At 72.5% G+C, this 16308-nt stretch carries 16 protein-coding genes; 7 read left to right on the top strand and 9 right to left on the bottom strand.

The annotated features are described in order from the left end of the window. Positions 1-14 precede the first annotated feature (14 nt). From rfaE2 to G5C66_RS01230, 6 genes are read right to left on the bottom strand one after another with little or no spacing between them, the layout of a single operon-like run. Positions 15-1331, bottom strand: coding sequence for a D-glycero-beta-D-manno-heptose 1-phosphate adenylyltransferase (rfaE2, locus tag G5C66_RS01255; protein WP_165108912.1), 1317 nt, complete (start codon positions 1329-1331; stop codon positions 15-17). Beyond that, complete coding sequence (locus tag G5C66_RS01250) at positions 1328-1942, bottom strand: D-sedoheptulose-7-phosphate isomerase (protein WP_165108910.1); 615 nt, start codon at positions 1940-1942, stop codon at positions 1328-1330. The genes rfaE2 and G5C66_RS01250 overlap by 4 nt, the downstream gene beginning before the upstream one ends. Next, positions 1939-3171 carry a glycosyltransferase gene (locus tag G5C66_RS01245; RefSeq protein WP_165108908.1) on the bottom strand — a complete coding sequence of 411 codons (1233 nt, stop codon included), beginning with the start codon at positions 3169-3171 and terminating at the stop codon, positions 1939-1941. Before G5C66_RS01245 ends, G5C66_RS01250 begins: the two co-directional genes overlap by 4 nt. Further along, the gene (locus tag G5C66_RS01240) at positions 3171-4193 is read right to left on the bottom strand and encodes a glycosyltransferase family 9 protein (RefSeq protein WP_165108906.1); all 1023 of its coding nucleotides are present in this window, start codon (positions 4191-4193) and stop codon (positions 3171-3173) included. The genes G5C66_RS01245 and G5C66_RS01240 overlap by 1 nt, the downstream gene beginning before the upstream one ends. Further along, complete coding sequence (locus tag G5C66_RS01235) at positions 4190-5692, bottom strand: HAD-IIIA family hydrolase (protein WP_165108904.1); 1503 nt, start codon at positions 5690-5692, stop codon at positions 4190-4192. The genes G5C66_RS01240 and G5C66_RS01235 overlap by 4 nt, the downstream gene beginning before the upstream one ends. Beyond that, complete coding sequence (locus tag G5C66_RS01230) at positions 5692-7353, bottom strand: carbamoyltransferase family protein (protein WP_165108902.1); 1662 nt, start codon at positions 7351-7353, stop codon at positions 5692-5694. The genes G5C66_RS01235 and G5C66_RS01230 overlap by 1 nt, the downstream gene beginning before the upstream one ends. A 136-nt stretch (positions 7354-7489) precedes the next feature. On the opposite strand from G5C66_RS01230, the gene G5C66_RS01225 reads away from it, so the two are divergent. From G5C66_RS01225 to G5C66_RS01200, 6 genes are all read left to right on the top strand, one after another. Further along, a complete protein-coding gene (locus G5C66_RS01225; protein ID WP_165108900.1) occupies positions 7490-8452 on the top strand; it encodes a glycosyltransferase in 963 nt (320 codons plus the stop codon). Between the two features lie 56 nt (positions 8453-8508). Beyond that, positions 8509-10518: a catalase gene (locus G5C66_RS01220; RefSeq protein WP_165108898.1), complete on the top strand. Its 2010-nt coding sequence runs from the start codon at positions 8509-8511 to the stop codon at positions 10516-10518. Between the two features lie 102 nt (positions 10519-10620). Next, on the top strand, positions 10621-10863 hold the full coding sequence (locus tag G5C66_RS01215; RefSeq protein ID WP_165108896.1) for a hypothetical protein: 243 nt from the start codon (positions 10621-10623) through the stop codon (positions 10861-10863). A gap of 38 nt (positions 10864-10901) precedes the next feature. Continuing rightward, positions 10902-11045: a GPGG-motif small membrane protein gene (locus G5C66_RS01210; protein WP_165108894.1), complete on the top strand. Its 144-nt coding sequence runs from the start codon at positions 10902-10904 to the stop codon at positions 11043-11045. Between the two features lie 87 nt (positions 11046-11132). Beyond that, complete coding sequence (locus tag G5C66_RS01205) at positions 11133-11381, top strand: hypothetical protein (RefSeq protein ID WP_165108892.1); 249 nt, start codon at positions 11133-11135, stop codon at positions 11379-11381. 11 nt (positions 11382-11392) lie between these two features. Next, a complete protein-coding gene (locus G5C66_RS01200; RefSeq protein WP_165108890.1) occupies positions 11393-12592 on the top strand; it encodes a cytochrome P450 in 1200 nt (399 codons plus the stop codon). Positions 12593-12607: 15 nt separating this feature from the next. Here the strand turns inward: G5C66_RS01200 and G5C66_RS01195 are convergent, their stop codons facing one another. Then, the gene (locus tag G5C66_RS01195) at positions 12608-13240 is read right to left on the bottom strand and encodes a MerR family transcriptional regulator (RefSeq protein WP_165108888.1); all 633 of its coding nucleotides are present in this window, start codon (positions 13238-13240) and stop codon (positions 12608-12610) included. A gap of 89 nt (positions 13241-13329) precedes the next feature. Between G5C66_RS01195 and G5C66_RS01190 the strand changes: the two genes are divergently transcribed. Beyond that, the gene (locus G5C66_RS01190; protein ID WP_165108886.1) at positions 13330-13881 is read left to right on the top strand and encodes a DUF4188 domain-containing protein; all 552 of its coding nucleotides are present in this window, start codon (positions 13330-13332) and stop codon (positions 13879-13881) included. Here G5C66_RS01190 and G5C66_RS01185 read toward each other — a convergent pair. Next, positions 13878-15596, bottom strand: a complete 1719-nt coding sequence (locus G5C66_RS01185; RefSeq protein ID WP_338144027.1) for an MFS transporter — start codon at positions 15594-15596, stop codon at positions 13878-13880. The two genes, G5C66_RS01190 and G5C66_RS01185, sit on opposite strands and share 4 nt — an antisense overlap. Next, positions 15593-16300: an LppX_LprAFG lipoprotein gene (locus G5C66_RS01180; RefSeq protein WP_165108884.1), complete on the bottom strand. Its 708-nt coding sequence runs from the start codon at positions 16298-16300 to the stop codon at positions 15593-15595. Before G5C66_RS01180 ends, G5C66_RS01185 begins: the two co-directional genes overlap by 4 nt. Positions 16301-16308 lie beyond the last annotated feature (8 nt).

Raw genomic sequence — 16308 nt, 5'->3', positions numbered from 1 at the left:
CAGACCGGGCCCCATCAGACCGGGATCGCCCTCGCGGTCTCGATCAGCGAGGTGGTCGAGTGGCCGTCGTGGAAGGGCACCACGACCGTACGCCCACCCCAGGTCGCCAGCAGGTCGCTCTCGGGGAGGTCGTCCTCGGAGTAGTCCCCGCCCTTGACCCAGATGTCGGGCCGGAGCTCGGCGAGCACATGCGTCGGGGTGTCCTCGTCGAAGACGACCACGTCGTCGACGCAGTCGAGCGCGGCCAGCAGCCGGGCGCGGTCGCGTTCGGGGACGAGCGGGCGGTCCTCACCCTTGAGCCGGCGCACGGAGTCGTCGGAGTTGAGGCAGACGACCAGGCGGTCGCCGAGCCTCCGCGCGGCCTGCAAGGTGGCGACGTGGCCGGCGTGGAGGAGGTCGAAGCAGCCGCCGGTGGCCACGAGCGTACGTTCCCTGGTCCGCCGCGGGACGGGGGCGAACGTGGCGGCGCCGCCCGAGGCCACGAAGTCGCCGGCCGCCTCGACGGCGGTCTTCACCGCGGCCTCGGTCCCCGCCGTGCCGGTGAGGCTCGCCGTCACCGTGGCCGCGAAGCGGTCGCCGGCCCCGCAGGTGTCGTGGGGACCGACGCGGCGGGCGGGGACCGGCAGCGGTGCCGCCGAGCCCTCGGCCAGGACGGCGCCCTCCGAGCCCAGCGTGACGCAGACGGCTCGGGCTCGCCAGGCGTCCACCAGCGCGGCCGCGTGCTCGCTCGCCCCGGTGCCGGCCTGGCCGGCGAAGGCGGCAGCTTCGGCCCGGTTGGGGGTGGCGAGGCGTACGCCGGGGACAGGGGCCGCCCCACGCGGATGCGGGTCCCAGACGACCGGGGTCGAAGTGGTCGCGATCACGCTGCTCAGTGCCTGGCGGAGGTTGTCCACGCTCGTCATGCCCTGGCCGTAGTCGGAGACGAGCACCGCGTCGGCCATGCCGATCGCGTCGAGTGCAGCGGGTGGGACGGGCTCGATCGGGCCGCAGCCGCCCTCGTCCAGCCGGGCCACCGGCCGCTGGTCGGCGATGATCCGGCGCTTGACCGGGGTGGTGCCGTCCTGGGGGACGGCGAGGATCTTGATCCCGGCCTCGCTGCACAGGTCGTGGATCCGCGAGCCCGCCGCGTCGGCTGCCAGCGCGGTCACCAGGACGACGTCGTGACCGTCGGCGGCGGCGAGGGCCGCGGCCAGCCCGGCCCCGCCGGGACGGAGCCGTTCCCGCGGGTCGTCGATGACCGGCGCGTCCGCCTCCGGCAGCCGGCGGCGTACGTCCCCGGTGACGTCCACGTCGAGCAGGATGTCTCCGACCACGACCATCCGAATGCTCATCGGAGCACCTCCAGGTCCTCCGTCGAGAGCCGCGCCGGCTCGCCGACGCCGAGCTCGCGGTCGAAGGCGGCGCACATGATGTGCAGTGCGACCAGGTGCATCTCCTGCACGGTGGCGGTGTAGCGGGCGTCGACGGAGCAGTGCTCGTCGGAGAGGTCCGCCAGCGGGTTGGGAGCCGGGCCGGTCATCGACCAGACCTGCAGCCCAGCCCGGCGACCGCGCCGGGCGGCGGCGAGGAGGTTGCCGCTGCGGCCGCTGGTGGACATCAGCATCAGGATGTCGCCCGGGCGGCCGTGCGCCTCGACCTGGCGGGCGAAGAGCTCCTCGGGCGGGTAGTCGTTGCCGATGGCGGTCAGGCTGGAGGTCTCGGCGGAGAGACAGATCGCCGAGAACGGCGCGCGGTCCTCGCGGTATCGGCCGACCAGCTCGGCGGTGAGGTGCTGGGCCTGGGCGGCGCTGCCGCCGTTGCCCGCGGCGAGGAGCCGGGCGCCGCCCTCGAGCACGGGCGCGAGGCGTACGCCCCAGTCGTCGGCGACATCGACGCAGCCGTCGAACCTGCGCAGTGTCTGGCTCAGCTCGGCGAGGTGCTCGTGAGCGCACGGGGTTGTCATCGGACTGCCTCCTTCGCATCGATGGTTCGGGTGGATCGGGCAGGTCGGGTGACCCGCTCGTAGAGCTCCTCGGTGGCGGCCAGGACGTGGCGCCAGTCGTAGCGCTCGACGGCGCGCCGCCGGCCGGCCTCGCCGTAGCGCCGCCGTCGCTCGGGGTCGCGCATCAGGGCCGCGAGGACGCGCGCCAGGTCGGCCGGCTTCCGCGGTCTCACCAGGTCGCCGGTGACGCCCGGGACCACGGTGTCGAGGAGCCCGCCGACGGCCGTGCCGACCACCGGCCGGCCGCAGGCCATCGCCTCGACCGGCACGATCCCGAACGGCTCGTACCAGGGCACGCTGACCACGGCGTCGCTGCTGCGGATCAGGTCGGGCACGTCGTCGCGGTCGACGCTGCCGAGGAAGGTCGTGCGGGAGGCGACGCGGTGGCGTTCGGCGATCTGACGCAGCCGCTGCGCCTCAGGGTCGGCGCCGAGGTCCCTGCGCGACGGGCCGCCCGCGATGACCAGCTCGGCGTCGAGCCCCTCGTCGTGGACGAGGTGGGCGAAGGCCTCGATCGCGTTGCCGAACCCCTTGCGGGGGACCATCCGGCCCAGGACGAGCAGTTGCAGCCGGTCGGCCAGCCGGCCCGGGCCGGGCCGGAACAGGTCAGTGTCGACCCCGCAGGGGATGATCGTCGCGCGGCCGTCGGGCAGGCCGAGCCGGCGGAGCTCACGGACCTCGTCGGTGCAGGTCGCGATGACCGCGTCGGCCTCGGCGCACAGCCGGCGCTCGTGCCCGATCCGCTCGGGCGGGCTGGTGTCGGCGCTGCCCTGCTGGCGACGCTTGACCGACCCGAGGGCGTGGAAGGACTGCACCAGCGGCACGCGCTGCTCGCGTACGCCGGGGAGCGAGGCCAGGCCGCTCATCCAGAAGTGGGCGTGGACCAGGTCGGGCGGCTCGACAAGCCACGCCTCCTGCAGGCGCCTGGCCAGCTCGGGGATGTAGGGGAGGAGGTCGTCCTTGGCCACCTCGGCCGGCGGCCCGGCAGGGACGTGCTCGACCACGTAGCCGTCCGTCCGCACGCGTGCCGGCGTCGCGAGGTCGTCGCGTCTGGTGTAGACGGTCACCTCGTGGCCGTTACGGGCCAGGCCTGTTGCCAGGGCCGCGACGTGGACGTTCTGTCCGCCGGCGTCCTCCCGGCCGAGGGCGGCGAGCGGGTTGGCATGTTCAGAGACGAGTGCGACGCGCATCAGCGGCTCCTTCCCACGGGTTCGGATGGACGTACGCCGAGGGTGCCGAGCGCGGTGACGACATCGTCCGTCGTGACACCGCTCAGGCACGGGTGTCCGGGCACGGGGCACTCGCGGGCGCGGGTGTCGCGGCACGGAGCGTGCTGGTCGCCGAGGAGCACCCGGTCGACGCCGTAGGGCGCCCAGCGCTCGGCGCTGATCGTGGGGGCGTAGAGCGAGACCACCGGGGTGCCGACCGCGGCGGCCAGATGCGCGGGACCGGTGTTGCCGACCACCACCGCCTCGGCGTGGCGGAGGACTCCGGCGAGCTCGCCGAGTCCGAGCGTGCCGCCCAGGTCGGTGCCGCTCGCACCGGCGACGTACGCGGTCAGCGGACGTTCGTCGGTGCCGCCGGTGACGACGGCACCGAGGCCGAGGCTGCTCAGGTGCTCGCACAGGTCGCGGTACCGGTCCGCCGGCCAGGCGCGTGCGGGCGCGGAGGTGCCGGGGTGCAGGACGACGTACGGCACCGGGAGGTCCGTCGGAGCCGCGAGACCGCGGACCGCCAGCCGGCCGTCGTCGCCGTCGGGGAGCCGGCCGCCGCAGGCGATGGCGACCGCGAGCGCACGCTCGGGCTCGGGGATGTCCTCCTCGACGCGCACCCGGTGGTCGAGCAGCGAGCCGGGGTAGTCGGTGCTCACCGCGGCCAGCCGCGCGATCCCGGCGAGCCTCAGCACGAGCGCGGTGGGAAGCGGCGACTGGTGGAAGCTGGTGAGGATCACGGCGCGGTCGAACATCCCGGCCTCGACGCGTTTGCGGAGCAGGTCGACCTCGTCGGGATCGACCGGCGGCGGGTCGGCGAGGATCCACGGCGCCTCCCAGCACAACACCTCGTCGACGCCCGGCAGCAGCCCGGCGGCCTCGCGGCCGAGCGGGCCGCACAGCATCGTCACGTGGTCGCTGGTCGCGGCCATCGCACGCACCGCCGGACCGGCGAGGAGCACGTCGCCCATCGAGTCCAGGCGTACGACGAGGGTCCTCACCACACGCCTCCCAGCATCAGGTCGACGGCCTGGGCGAGGCCGGCCGCGGTGCGTGGCGCGGCGGCGTCGACCTCCTCGCGACGGGTCTGCAGCGTGGGGACGAGGCAGCCGCTGACGCCGGCGTTCCTCGCGGCCTCCATGTCGCTGCCGATGTCGCCCACCATGACCGTGCGGTCGGGGTGCACGCCGGTGCTGGCGAGTGCGCGTTTGATCAGGTCAGGTCCGGGCTTGCGGCAGCCGCAGCGGTCGTCGGGGGAGTGCGGGCAGCGCAGCACCGCCTCGAACGGGCCCAGCAGCTCGGCGACCCGCTCGTCGACCGCGTCGGCCTGCTCCTCGCTGATAAGGCCGCGGCCGATGCCGGACTGGTTGGTCACGACCATCAGCCGGACCCCCTCCGCCCGGAGCCGGTCGAGGGCCTCGCGGACACCGGGGAGCGGTCGCACCAGGTCGGGGTCGCCGTTGTAGGGCACGTCCTCGATCAGGGTGCCGTCGCGGTCGAGCAGGACCAGCTCCGGGACACCTCGCCACGGCGTCGCGCCGTGGTGGAGACGTACGCCGCGCAGCAGGTGCCACGTCGCCGCCGCCGGGATCGCGGCGCTGGTGAGCAGCATCCGCCGGATCTCGCCGGGAGTCCTCGGGCCGGGCGCGATGCGGTGACGGGCGAGCTCGGCGGTGCCCGCGAGCCAACCCACGGCGCCGGTCAGGGCGATCCGGCGACGCCGGGACAGCAGGCCGGCGACCGCCAGCGCACCGGCGGCGGTGGTCGCCAGGTGCGCCTTCCGGCGCCCCTCGGGCGCCTTCGCGCGCTCGTGCCAGCCCGGTCCGTGGACCGCCCGCATCAGGATGTCGTCGGCGTTGCCGGCCTGGGCCCGCAGGCTCGCCCAGTCGTCGGAGGGCCGCACCGGGTGGGTCACGTGGCGGCTGCCGGTGACGATCCGGCCACGTTCGGCGCCGAGGCGCAGGGCGAGATCGGCGTCCTCGCGGAAGGCACGCTGGAAGCGCTCGTCGAACCCGCCCACGGCGGCGATCCGGTCGCGGCGGTAGCTCATGTCGGCGGTGATCCACGTCGACGTCTCCAGGCCCGCGGTGCCGCGCTCCCAGTCCGTGGGGCGACGATCCTCGGGAAGCGGGACGGTGAGTCGTCCCTGGCTGCCGACGATCTCCTGCTCGGGATAGTCCTCGAGCAGGCGCAGGTCGGCGATGAGGTCGCGGTACCAGGACGCGTCCGGCACCACGTCGTCGTCGAGGAACGAGACCCAGGGCGTACGCGTGTGCCGCCAGCCGATGTTGCGCGCACGGGCCGGACCGCCGCCTCCGCTGCGGACGACCTCGACGTCGATCGGCCGGTCGCCGACGGTCAGTTCGTCGCCGTCGGCACGGTCGTCGACCACGATCACGGGATGGTGCAGCGGCACCGTCTGGCTCGCCAGCGCGTCCAGCAGCACCCCCAGGCTCGGCCGGCCGACGGTCGGGATGACGATGGTGGTGTCGATGGTCATCAGAACGTCCTCGCGCGGCGTACGACGAACGGGCCGATGGCGAGCAGGTCGATCGGCGCCGACCCGAAGCACTCCAACGCGTCCCGAGGCGAGTCGACCATCGGCCGGCCCGCGGTGTTGAGGCTGGTGTTGATCACCACGGGCAGCCCGGTCCGGGCCTCGAACTCGGCCAGCATCCGCGCCGCCAGCGGCTCGTCCTGCGAATCGACCGTCTGCACCCGGGCGGTGCCGTCGACGTGGGTCACCGCCGGGATCAGCGCGTGCCACTCCGCGGCGACGTCGTGGACGAAGAGCATGTAGGGCGAGGGCAGCGGCCCACGCTCGAAGATGTCGGCGGCGCGCTCGGCGAGCACCATCGGCGCCACCGGCCGGAACTGCTCGCGGCCCTTGACATCGTTGATCCGCTCGAGATTCTCCTGGCGTCCGGGATGGGCGAGCAGCGATCGGTGCCCGAGGGCGCGCGGGCCGAACTCGCTGCGTCCCTGGAACCACGCCACGATCCCGTTGTCGGCCAGGGTCTCGGCCACGGTCGCGGCCAGGTCGCCGGGGCGTTCGTACGCCACCCGGGCCGTACGCAGCACCGACTCGATCTCGTCCTCGGACCACTCGCGTCCCAGGTCGGCGCCCGGCATGGGCTCGAGGCGGTCGCCGTTGTCGGCGGCGAGCTGCAGCGCGGCGCCGAGCGCCGTGCCGGCGTCGCCGGCGGCCGGCTGCACCCAGACGTTCTCGTAGCCGCTGCGCTCGACCAGCACGGTGTTGGCGACACAGTTGAGCGCCACCCCGCCGGCGAGGGTCAGGTGGGTGCCGCCGGTCTGCCCACGCAGCCACCGGGCCAGCTCGACCAGCACCTCCTCGAAGCGCAGCTGCACGCTGGCTGCCAGGTCGGCGTGGTCGGCGGTCCAGTCCTCGCCGGGCCGCAGCCGTGGCGCCAGGGCGGCCCAGTCGATCGGCTCGGTGACGAACCCGCCGTCGCCGGTCAGCCGGATCCGCTCGGTCAGCTCGTCGATCCGGTGCCCGCTGGATGCGAGCGGCTTGCCGTAGGAGGCGAGCGCCATCACCTTGTACTCGTCGTTGGCGCGCAAGAACCCCAGGTGCTCGGTGAGCTCCTCGAAGACCAGGCCGAGCGAGTGCGGGAGGTCCTGGGTGCGCAGGGTCGTCAGAGCCCCGTCCGCGTCGTAGCGTCCGGCGAGATGGCTGTGCCGCTCGCCGCGGCCGTCCAGGACCAGCACGTCGCTGCCCTCGGCGACGAACGGCGAAGCCAGCGCCGCGGAGGCGGCATGGGCGACGTGGTGCGGCACGAAGCGTACGTCGGCCCGGTCGAGCCCCGGCAGCAGGGTGGTCAGGAAGTCGGGTGCGTGCGTGGCGTACGCCTGGCGAAGGCTGTCCCACGGGTCGTGCAGCCCCATGTCGGCCGCCGGCCGAGCCAGGGAGCAGTCGTAGGAGTAGGCCACCGCGTCCAGGTCGCCGGGCTCGAGGCCAGCCTCCTCGAGGCACCATCGGATGGCGTGGTCGGGGAGCTCCCACGCCGCGAACGGCACCGGCCGGTGGCCGTGCTTGCGGCGGGAGAACCGCTCCTCCTCGGTGGCCGCGACCGTCCTGCCGTCGACGACGAGCGCGGCGCTGGGGTCGTGGAAGAGGGCGTTGACGCCAAGGACCTTCATCAGTGCTGCCTTCCGGACCGGATAGGGATGCGAAGTGATCTCCGAGTACCCGAGGCGAAGCGCTTTGAGTCGCGTCGTCGCGGAACTTCTCCGGCCCGGCCGCATCACCGAAGGTGCTCCCGGGCACCGATGTGGAATGAGAATCCTGATCTGGCACGTGCACGGCTCCTGGACGACGGCGTTCGTGCACGGTCGCCACGACTACCTCCTCCCGACGACCCCCGACCGCGGCCCCGACGGACTCGGCCGAGCCAGGACCTGGGACTGGCCCGCGGCCGCCCGCGAGGTGAGCAGCGACTCCCTCGCCGACGAGGACGTCGACGTCGTCGTCCTGCAGCGTCCGCACGAGGTCGAGCTGGCCGAGCGATGGCTCGGCGGGCGGCGGCCGGGCCGTGACGTACCTGCGATCTTCCTGGAGCACAACACCCCGGCCGGCGCGGTCCCCGACACCCGCCACCCGATGGCGGGCGGCGACATCCCGATCGTGCACGTCACCGGCTTCAACGACCTGCTCTGGGACTGTGGCGGCACCCCGACGACCGTGATCGAGCACGGCATCGTCGACCCCGGCCGCCGCTACACCGGCGACATCGAGCGTGCCGGTGTGGTCGTCAACGATCCGGTACGCCGAGGCCGCTCGGTCGGCGCCGACCTGCTGCCGGCGCTGGCCGAGGGCGTCGGCGCGGATGTCTTCGGCATGCGCGTCGAGCGGCTGCCGGCGTACCAGGGGCTGCGGACGTACGAGAACCTGTCTCAGCAGGACCTCCACGACCACCTCCCGCGGCGACGCGTCTACGTCCACCTCAACCGCTGGACCTCGCTCGGCCTCTCCCTGATCGAGGCGATGCACCTCGGCATGCCGGTCGTCGCCCTGGCGACCACCGAGACCCCGCTCGCGGTGCCGCACGAGGCCGGCTTCGTCACCACCCGCCGCGACGAGATCGTCCCGGCCGTACGTCACCTGATGAAGGATCCCGACGTCGCCGAGGAGGCCGGGCTCATCGGGCGACGGCACGCCCGGAAGCGCTACGGCCTCGACCGGTTCCTCGACGAGTGGGACGACGTGCTCCGCTGGGTCGCCAGCGCCAGCGGCGGGTGACCCGGGGCCGGCCTGGGTACGGGAGGTAAAGCCCTGACCCCGACCGAAGGACCGCTATGACCGACACGCCGAGCCCCGGCGCCTCCCAGCAGACCGAGTGGCTGACCACCTCGGGCGGTGTGCGCCTCCGTGAGACCGACAAGTCCCTCAAGGCGGGCGAGCGCGGCCCGACCCTGCTCCAGGACCACCATCTTCGCGAGAAGATCACCCACTTCGACCACGAGCGGATCCCCGAACGCGTCGTCCACGCCCGCGGAGCCGGCGCGCACGGCACCTTCACCGCGTACGGGACCGCCGAGACCGTCACCAGTGCCGGGTTCCTCGCCGAGGGCCGGCAGACGCCCGTCTTCGTGCGGTTCTCCACGGTGCTGGGCTCGCGCGGCAGCGCGGACACGGTGCGCGACACCCGCGGGTTCGCGACGAAGTTCTACACCGAGGAGGGCACCTTCGACCTCGTCGGCAACAACATCCCGGTCTTCTTCATCCAGGACGGCATCAAGTTCCCCGACGTCATCCACGCCGGCAAGCCGCACCCCGACCGCGAGATCCCGCAGGCGCAGTCGGCGCACGACACCTTCTGGGACTTCGTCTCGCTGCACACCGAGGCCCAGCACCACACCCTGTGGAACATGTCGGACCGCGGCATCTCCCGCTCCTACCGGATGATGGAGGGCTTCGGTGTCCACACCTTCCGGCTCGTCAACGCCGCGGGGGAGACGAGCCTGGCCAAGTTCCACTGGAAGCCCAAGCTCGGAGTGCACGGCCTGCTCTGGGAGGAGGCCCAGATGCTCGGCGGCTTCGACCCCGACTTCCACCGCCGCGATCTCGCCGACGCGATCGAGGCCGGCGCCTACCCGGAGTGGGAGCTGGGCATCCAGGTCTTCCCGGACACCCCCGAGCAGACGTACGAGGGCATCGACCTGCTCGACCCGACCAAGCTGGTCCCTGAGGAGATCGCCCCGGTGCAGCGGATCGGCCGCCTCGTCCTGGACCGGAACCCGGCCAACTTCTTCGCCGAGACCGAGCAGGTCGCGTTCCACGTCGGCAACCTGGTGCCGGGTATCGACGTCACCGACGACGCCCTGATGCAGGCCCGGCTCTTCTCGTACGTCGACACCCAGCTGACCCGGCTCGGCGGCCCGAACTTCAACCAGATCCCGGTCAACCGGCCGCACGCGCCGGTCAACGACATGCTGCGCGACGGGTGCCACCAGGGCGACGTGCACCAGGGAGTGGCGCCCTACCACCCCAACTCGCTCGACGGCGGCTGCCCGTTCCTGGCCGGCGACCCGGAGGGCGCCTTCCTGGACAACCCGGTGACGGTGCCCGAGACCGTCAAGCAGCGGACGCAGCCGGCCTCGTTCGACGACCACTTCAGCCAGGCGCGGCTGTTCTGGCTGTCGATGACACCGGTGGAGAAGCAGCACATCGTCGCGGCGTACTCCTTCGAGCTGGGCAAGGTCCATGAGCCGGAGATCCGGGAGCGCCAGCTCCAGTGCCTGGCCGAGATCGCGCCGGACCTGTGCGGCGGTGTCGCCACCGCCCTCGGCCTGCCGGCGCCCGAGCCGACCGGTGAGCTCGCCGACCCGGAGCCGAGCCCGGCGCTGTCGATGCTCGGCGGCACCTACCCGCCCGACGGCCGGGTCGTCGGGATCGTCGTCGGCCCGGACAGCCCGGCCGACGAGGTCGACGGGCTGTGCGCGGCGCTCCGCGGCTCGAAGATGACGCCGCTGCTGATCGCCCCGACGGCCGCGCCGCTCGGCGGCGACCTGGAGGTGCAGCGTACGTTCTCCACCGCTCGCTCCGTCGAGTTCGACGCGCTCGTGGTCGCCGACGGCGCCGCCACGGTCGCCTCGGACCCGCACGTGATGCTGCTGGTCGAGGAGATCTTCCGGCACGGCAAGGCGCTGCTGGCGTGGGGCGACGGGGCCGAGGCCGTCGCGACCGCCGGGATCGCGGTCCCGGCACCAGGTGTCAAGGCCGAGGAGTCCGGCTCGCTCGTCGCCGCCGAGCTACCCGACCTCCTCGGCGCCCACCGGTCCTGGGAGAGGTTCGCGCTCTCCTGAGCCCGAATCCGCAGGTTCAGCGCGGACACGAGGGTTTGCGGGCCCGCAGGCTGGGTACCGAGGGGGCTGCAAGGGAGAGAGAACTCATGAGGAGTGATCCGCATGACCACGAAGAGCGTTGAGACCGGAGCTGTCACGGGCACCCCTGACAAGGACTACAACCTCATCTGGTTCACCGAGGCATGCCTCGACAACGCGCTGCGTCTGGAGACCTACATCGAGGACGCGCGCCGCTCGAAGGACAGCGACCTGGAAGACCTGTTCGTCCGCGCGCAGGCCAACTCCGTGCAAGGAGCCGAGGAAGCGAAGGCCCTGCTCCGCAGCCGCTTGGACGACAAGGTCTGAGCATCCCCCGCAACAACTACACACCGAGGTGAGATCGAATGGCAACAATTCTTTGGCTGATCGCGGCAGTCCTGGTGATCGCTGGCATCGTGTCGCTGGTTCGCGGCCAAATCCTGTGGGGAGCGGTCCTCATCGTGGTCGGTCTGTTGGTCGGCCCCGGTGGGGTGAGCATCTTCACGTAGACACCGTGCGGCCCGGTGCCCCGAGGGCCCCGGGCCGCGCGGCGTCTGGTGTGAAGCCCGGTGCCAAGTGCAACGAAAGGACCGACCATGGGTAAGTGCGTCACGTGCGGCAACGACTACGACGAGAGCTTCGAGGTCACGACGGCCTCGGGTGAGCACCATGTGTTCGACTCGATCGAGTGTGCGGTGGCGGTGATCGCGCCGGTGTGCGTCAACTGCGGCATCCGCATCCTGGGGCACGGGGTGCAGAACGAGGAGCACGTCTTCTGCTGTGCCCACTGCGCCCACGCGGTGGGGGTGACGGGCGTGAGCGACCGGGTCACCAGCGGCTCCTGACGGGAGCCACCATGACCCGCGATCTCGCCGCGGACCTGCTCCGGCACGGCTACCACGCGATCCCCGACGCCCGGAGGCGTGCCGGCGACCCGCCGGTCTGCCCGGTCAAGCTGCTCGGGAGCGATGCCCTGGTCGTGAGCGGTCCTGCCTCCGTACGCCGCTTCTACGATCCCGCGCTCATCCGCCGCACCGGTGCGGTGCCGGCCCCGCTGGCAGCCCTGCTCTTCGGCCGTGGCGCCGTCCACGGTCTCGACGGGGAGGAGCACCTGCAGCGCAAGGCCCACTTCCTCGAATTGCTCGACGACGCGGACACGACCCTGCAAGACCTCGTACGCCGCCACCTGGGCGCGGCCCTCCGGGAGCGTCACGGGGAGACGGTGAGCGTGTTCGGCCTGCTGGCCGAGGTCTACGGCCGCGCGGTCCTCGAGTGGGCCGGCATCTCCGTGCGCGACCCCGGCAAGGTCGGGAAGCGGCTCGCCGCGATCGTCGACGGCTTCGGGATCGCGGGGCCGTCCTACGCGACCGCCTGGGCAGCCCGGCTGTGGGCGAACCGCTGGGCGCGGGGACTGATCCGGGAGGCGCGGTCGGCCGCCTCGACGGCCCCGTCGCCGCCACCGTCGACACCTGTGGAGACCATCGCCTCGTGGCGCGACCCGCACGGCGACCTGCTGCCGGTCCCGGTGGCCGCGATCGAGCTGCTCAACGTCCTGCGTCCCGCCGTCGCGGTGGCCTACCTCGGCACCTTCGCCGTCCAGTCCCTCGACGACGAGCCGCGGCTGCGGCCGGGTCTCGCCGAGGAGGCGTCGAAGCGGCATGCCTTCACCCAGGAGGTACGCCGCCTCTTCCCGTTCGTGCCGGCGCTCGCCGGCGTCGCGCGGCAGGATGCCGACTGGGACGGCCAGATGGTCTCTCCCGGACAGCGGGTCGTCCTCGACGTGCCCGGGACCAACCTGGACCCGGGCACCTGGTCCGCGCCGTACACCTTCTCCGCCGAGCGGTTCGTCGGCCGGGACGTCGACGCGTTCGAGCTCGTCCCGCAGGGCGGGGGAGACCCGGCCGAGGGTCACCGGTGTCCCGGCGAGCCCGCCACGATCGCGATGATCTCCGCCACCGTCGAGGTCTTCGCGACCGCCACCTGGAGCGTGGTCGGGCGCGGGAGCACCTATCCGCGGATCCCGGCTCGCGAGCGGCTGCGGATCCGGACCGGGTAGGCCGGATCGGGTGGGTCAGCGGCGCTCGGCGAACCGCAGAGCGCTGTGGTGCTCGTGGGCCAGCCGGCGCAGGCACAGCAGGAACTCCCCGAGGACGACCTGGCCCAGGACCATCTGCTCCATCATCGTCTCGCGGTCCTGGCCGGCGTCGATCTGGTCGAGCTCGTAGGCGGCGATCGCGTCGACGAGGGGGAGATAGGCCGCAGCGCCCTCGGGGTCGGTGGACAGACCGCTGTCGAGGATGACCTTGATGATGTCGGCCAGGTGGTCGCGCTCAGGCGCGTCGGGCCTCACCTTCGTCCATCCCGCCTGGTCGACGATCTGGTCGGCGAGCGCCCGGGTGTGGTCGTCGCGGGACGCCGGCACCGCCGTCTCGACGCGGAGCGCGTCGCAGGCCTTGCCGAACATGTCGTGGACCGTCGCGCTGCGGTCCTGCGTCGCGTCGACCAGAGCTTTGAGCGCGCCGACCGGCACCGCGCCGACGTCGCGCAGCACGCGGAGCAGGCGCAGGCGGCGTACGTGCCGGTCGTCGTAGTCGGCCAGACGCTCGGAGAGCTTCCGGCCGGGGGAGAGGAGGCCCTCGCGTACGTAGTACTTGATCGTCGCGACACTCACGCCGGTCAAGTCGGCGAGCTCGGAGATCCGCATCGTTCCTCCGTGGAAACTGGTTGACAGCCGTGCTGGATAGGAGCACTATCCTAGATTAGATACTGTCGCTATCCAGTCAGGGGGACCGAATGTCGAAGATCGCCCGGGCCTATCGCGAGGCTCCGAAGAACGTCCCGGTCGGCGTCATCCCAGGACACGGCGTGGCCGATGCCGGCACCGACGAGGTCATCGTCTTCCTGATCGGGATGCGCATCCATCGTTGGCACAAGCTGCGCAGCTGGCTCCCGGTCTTCGTCGGGATGCCGAGGATGCTCGCCGAGCTCGCCAAGAACCCCGAGCTCGGGCTGCTCTCGGCGCGCAGCTACTGGTCGGGCCGGGTGCTGATGTCGGTGCAGTACTGGCGCAGCGTCGAGGACCTGGGCCGGTTCGCCAAGGACCCGTCGCTCACGCACGCTCCCGCGTGGGCCGCCTTCAACCGGCGCGCCGCCTCGACCGGCGACGTCGGGATCTGGCACGAGACCTACCGGGTCCCGGCCGACCAGGTCGAGGCGCTCTACGGCAACATGCCGGCCTTCGGCCTCGGAGCCGCGCTCGGCGTGGTCGAGCGGGCATCCGGGCGGCGGAACGCGACCCATGAGCGGATGGGCTCCACCCGTCCGGAGTACGTCGAGACCTCCTAGAGCGCGGTGACGGTCTCGCTCGGCGACAGCGCCCGGGTAGGCGCGCCCCGCAGCAGCAACACGGAGAGCACTGCCGCGATCCCGGCGCAGACGGCGGCGCCGGCGAAGACGGTGTGCTCCTGGGCGATGGCGGCGCCGATGAGCAGGTCCTGATACTCCGCGCACATGCCGCCGCCGGTGCACACCGACGACAGCGAAGGCAGGTCCGCCTGGGCGGCGTAGTAGCTACGCAGGCCGATCGTGGTCAGTGCCGAGATGCCGACCAGCATGCCGACCATCCGGGCCACCACGGTGAACGAGGTGGTCAGGCCGTGCATCGACTGCTCGGTGGTCGCCAGGATCGCGGCGTTGACCGGGGCCAGGGCGAGACCGAAGCCAAGGCCGCCGGTCACGAGCACGACCGTCGCCGACACCGAGCGCAGCGCCTCGGCGTCCCAGCGGGCCATGAAGACGAACGCCGCCGCCGCCAGCAGCATCCCGCCGCCCGCGATCACCCCGGCAGGCAGTCGCCGGGTGAGGAAGCCGCCCAGGACCGCACCCACCGGCAGCGCGACCAGGAACTCCAGCAGCACCAGGGCCGCCTTCAACTGGCTGTCGCCGTAGATCGTGGTGCGGGCGAAGAGCGGCACGTCGATCAGCGCGGCCACCAGCGCCGCGCCGACGAAGAACGAGATCAGCACCGAGCCCCACGCCGGCATCCGGGCGAACGCTCCGCGCGGCACGATCGGGTCCTGCGCACGGCGCAGGTGGAAGACGAAGCCGAGCAGCGCCAGCCCGCCCGCGACCAGATACCAGACCCCCTGGTCGGAGAAGACCGCCACCTCGGGATCGGCGGTCGCGAAGGCCAGGATCACCCCGGCCAGGGCGATCGAGAGCAGCAGCGCACCGAGGAGGTCGACCTCGGCGGTGATCCGGCCTAGCACGCGGCGTACGCCGGGCCGCAGGCCCCACTTCAGCAAGAAGCCCGATGTGGCGATGATCGTGACCAGGCCCAGCGGGGTCAGCCAGCGGGTCGACCCGGCCGCGGGCACGTAGAGCGCGCCCCAGGTCAGGTCCTGGACGAGGGCGGCGGGCTCGATGGCCAGGAGCACGAATGCCACGCCGGCGACCAGCAGGAGCAGCAGCGCGACCAGGTCCGGCCGGGTGGACCGGGCCAGCGCAGGGTCCGAGCGGCCCAGCCGCCGGATCGCGACCGCCAGCACGACGCCGACGGCGAGGTTGAGCAGGAAGATCGCGCGCCAGTCGGCGACCGCGAGCACGCCCGCGCCGATCAGCGGGCCGAGCACGGAGCCGAGCTCCTGGACCGCCGAGACCAGGCCGAGCGGGACCCCGCGGCGCTCGGCCGGGTAGAGCGCCGCGACCAGGGCGAGGGTCGCGGGCACCAGCGCGCCGCCGCCCAGCCCCTGGAAGAACCGGCCGACCACCATCGCCGCCAGGTCCCACGACAGCGCGGTCAGGAACGAGCCGAAGGCGAAGACCACCAGCCCGCCGACGAGCACCGGCAGGTGCCCGAGCAGGTCGGCGAGCCGCCCGATGAGCGGCAGCACCGCCACGTAGCCCAGCAGGAACCCCGAGATCAGCGGAGCGGCCCGCTGGAGCTCCTCGATCGAGAGCCCGACGCCCGCCATCATGTCCGGCAGCGCCAGCACGACGACGTAGGTGTCCGCGGCGGCGAACGCCACCGCGATCGCGGCGAGCCAGAGGACGGCCCTCACGGCTTGGCGATCTCCTTCTCGACGCCGTACTCGGTGATGTCGATCGTGTAGGAGTACGCCGCCTCGCCCTCACCGCTGAAGCGGCCCTCGATGGTGGCCTCGGTGAGCTCGTCGGAGTCGTTGATGATGTAGGTGACGTCGAAGTCGCCGGAGGCACCGGCGAGGATCTTCTGGACCGCCGTGCCCGGGAGCGTGCCGGTGTAGGTCGAGAGGATCTCGTCGTTGTCGGCGCCTCCGCGCACGGACTTGCCGATCTTGACGTCCTCGGTCGCCGCGAGCAACGAGGAGATGCCGGTCTCGGGCGCGATCAGCGCAGCCGGGTCGGGCACGCCGTAGTCGGCCGGGTCGAGCTCCTGGAACTCGGTCGTGAACGGCAGCTTCGCGTGGACGACCCCGTCGACCGAGACCACCTCGACCTGCGCCTCGGTGCCCATCACCGGGACGGTCAGCGTGCCCTCGAAGGCGGGCTCGCGGGTCAGGGTCCCGGTCGCCGCCTTCAGCGTGGTGATGCCCCCGGGCAGGTCGTCGGAGGCGATTGAGAAGTTGATCCCGCTGGTCTCGTCGAGATGGCTCTCCGCCGCCTCGAGCACCTGCTTCGGCGTACGCCCCCTGGCCGGGTCGTCCTCACCGCAGGAGGTCATCACGAGAAGCGCGGCCAGGAGGGCGACGAGAGCGAATGCGAGGCGGGGCAGGCTCAGGGGCATGCGGGTCA

This window comes from Nocardioides turkmenicus, assembly GCF_011045035.1.
GTDB classification, from domain to species: domain Bacteria; phylum Actinomycetota; class Actinomycetes; order Propionibacteriales; family Nocardioidaceae; genus Nocardioides; species Nocardioides turkmenicus.
Note: the sequence above shows the minus strand (reverse complement) of the source record. Positions and strands in the feature narration are given on the sequence as shown.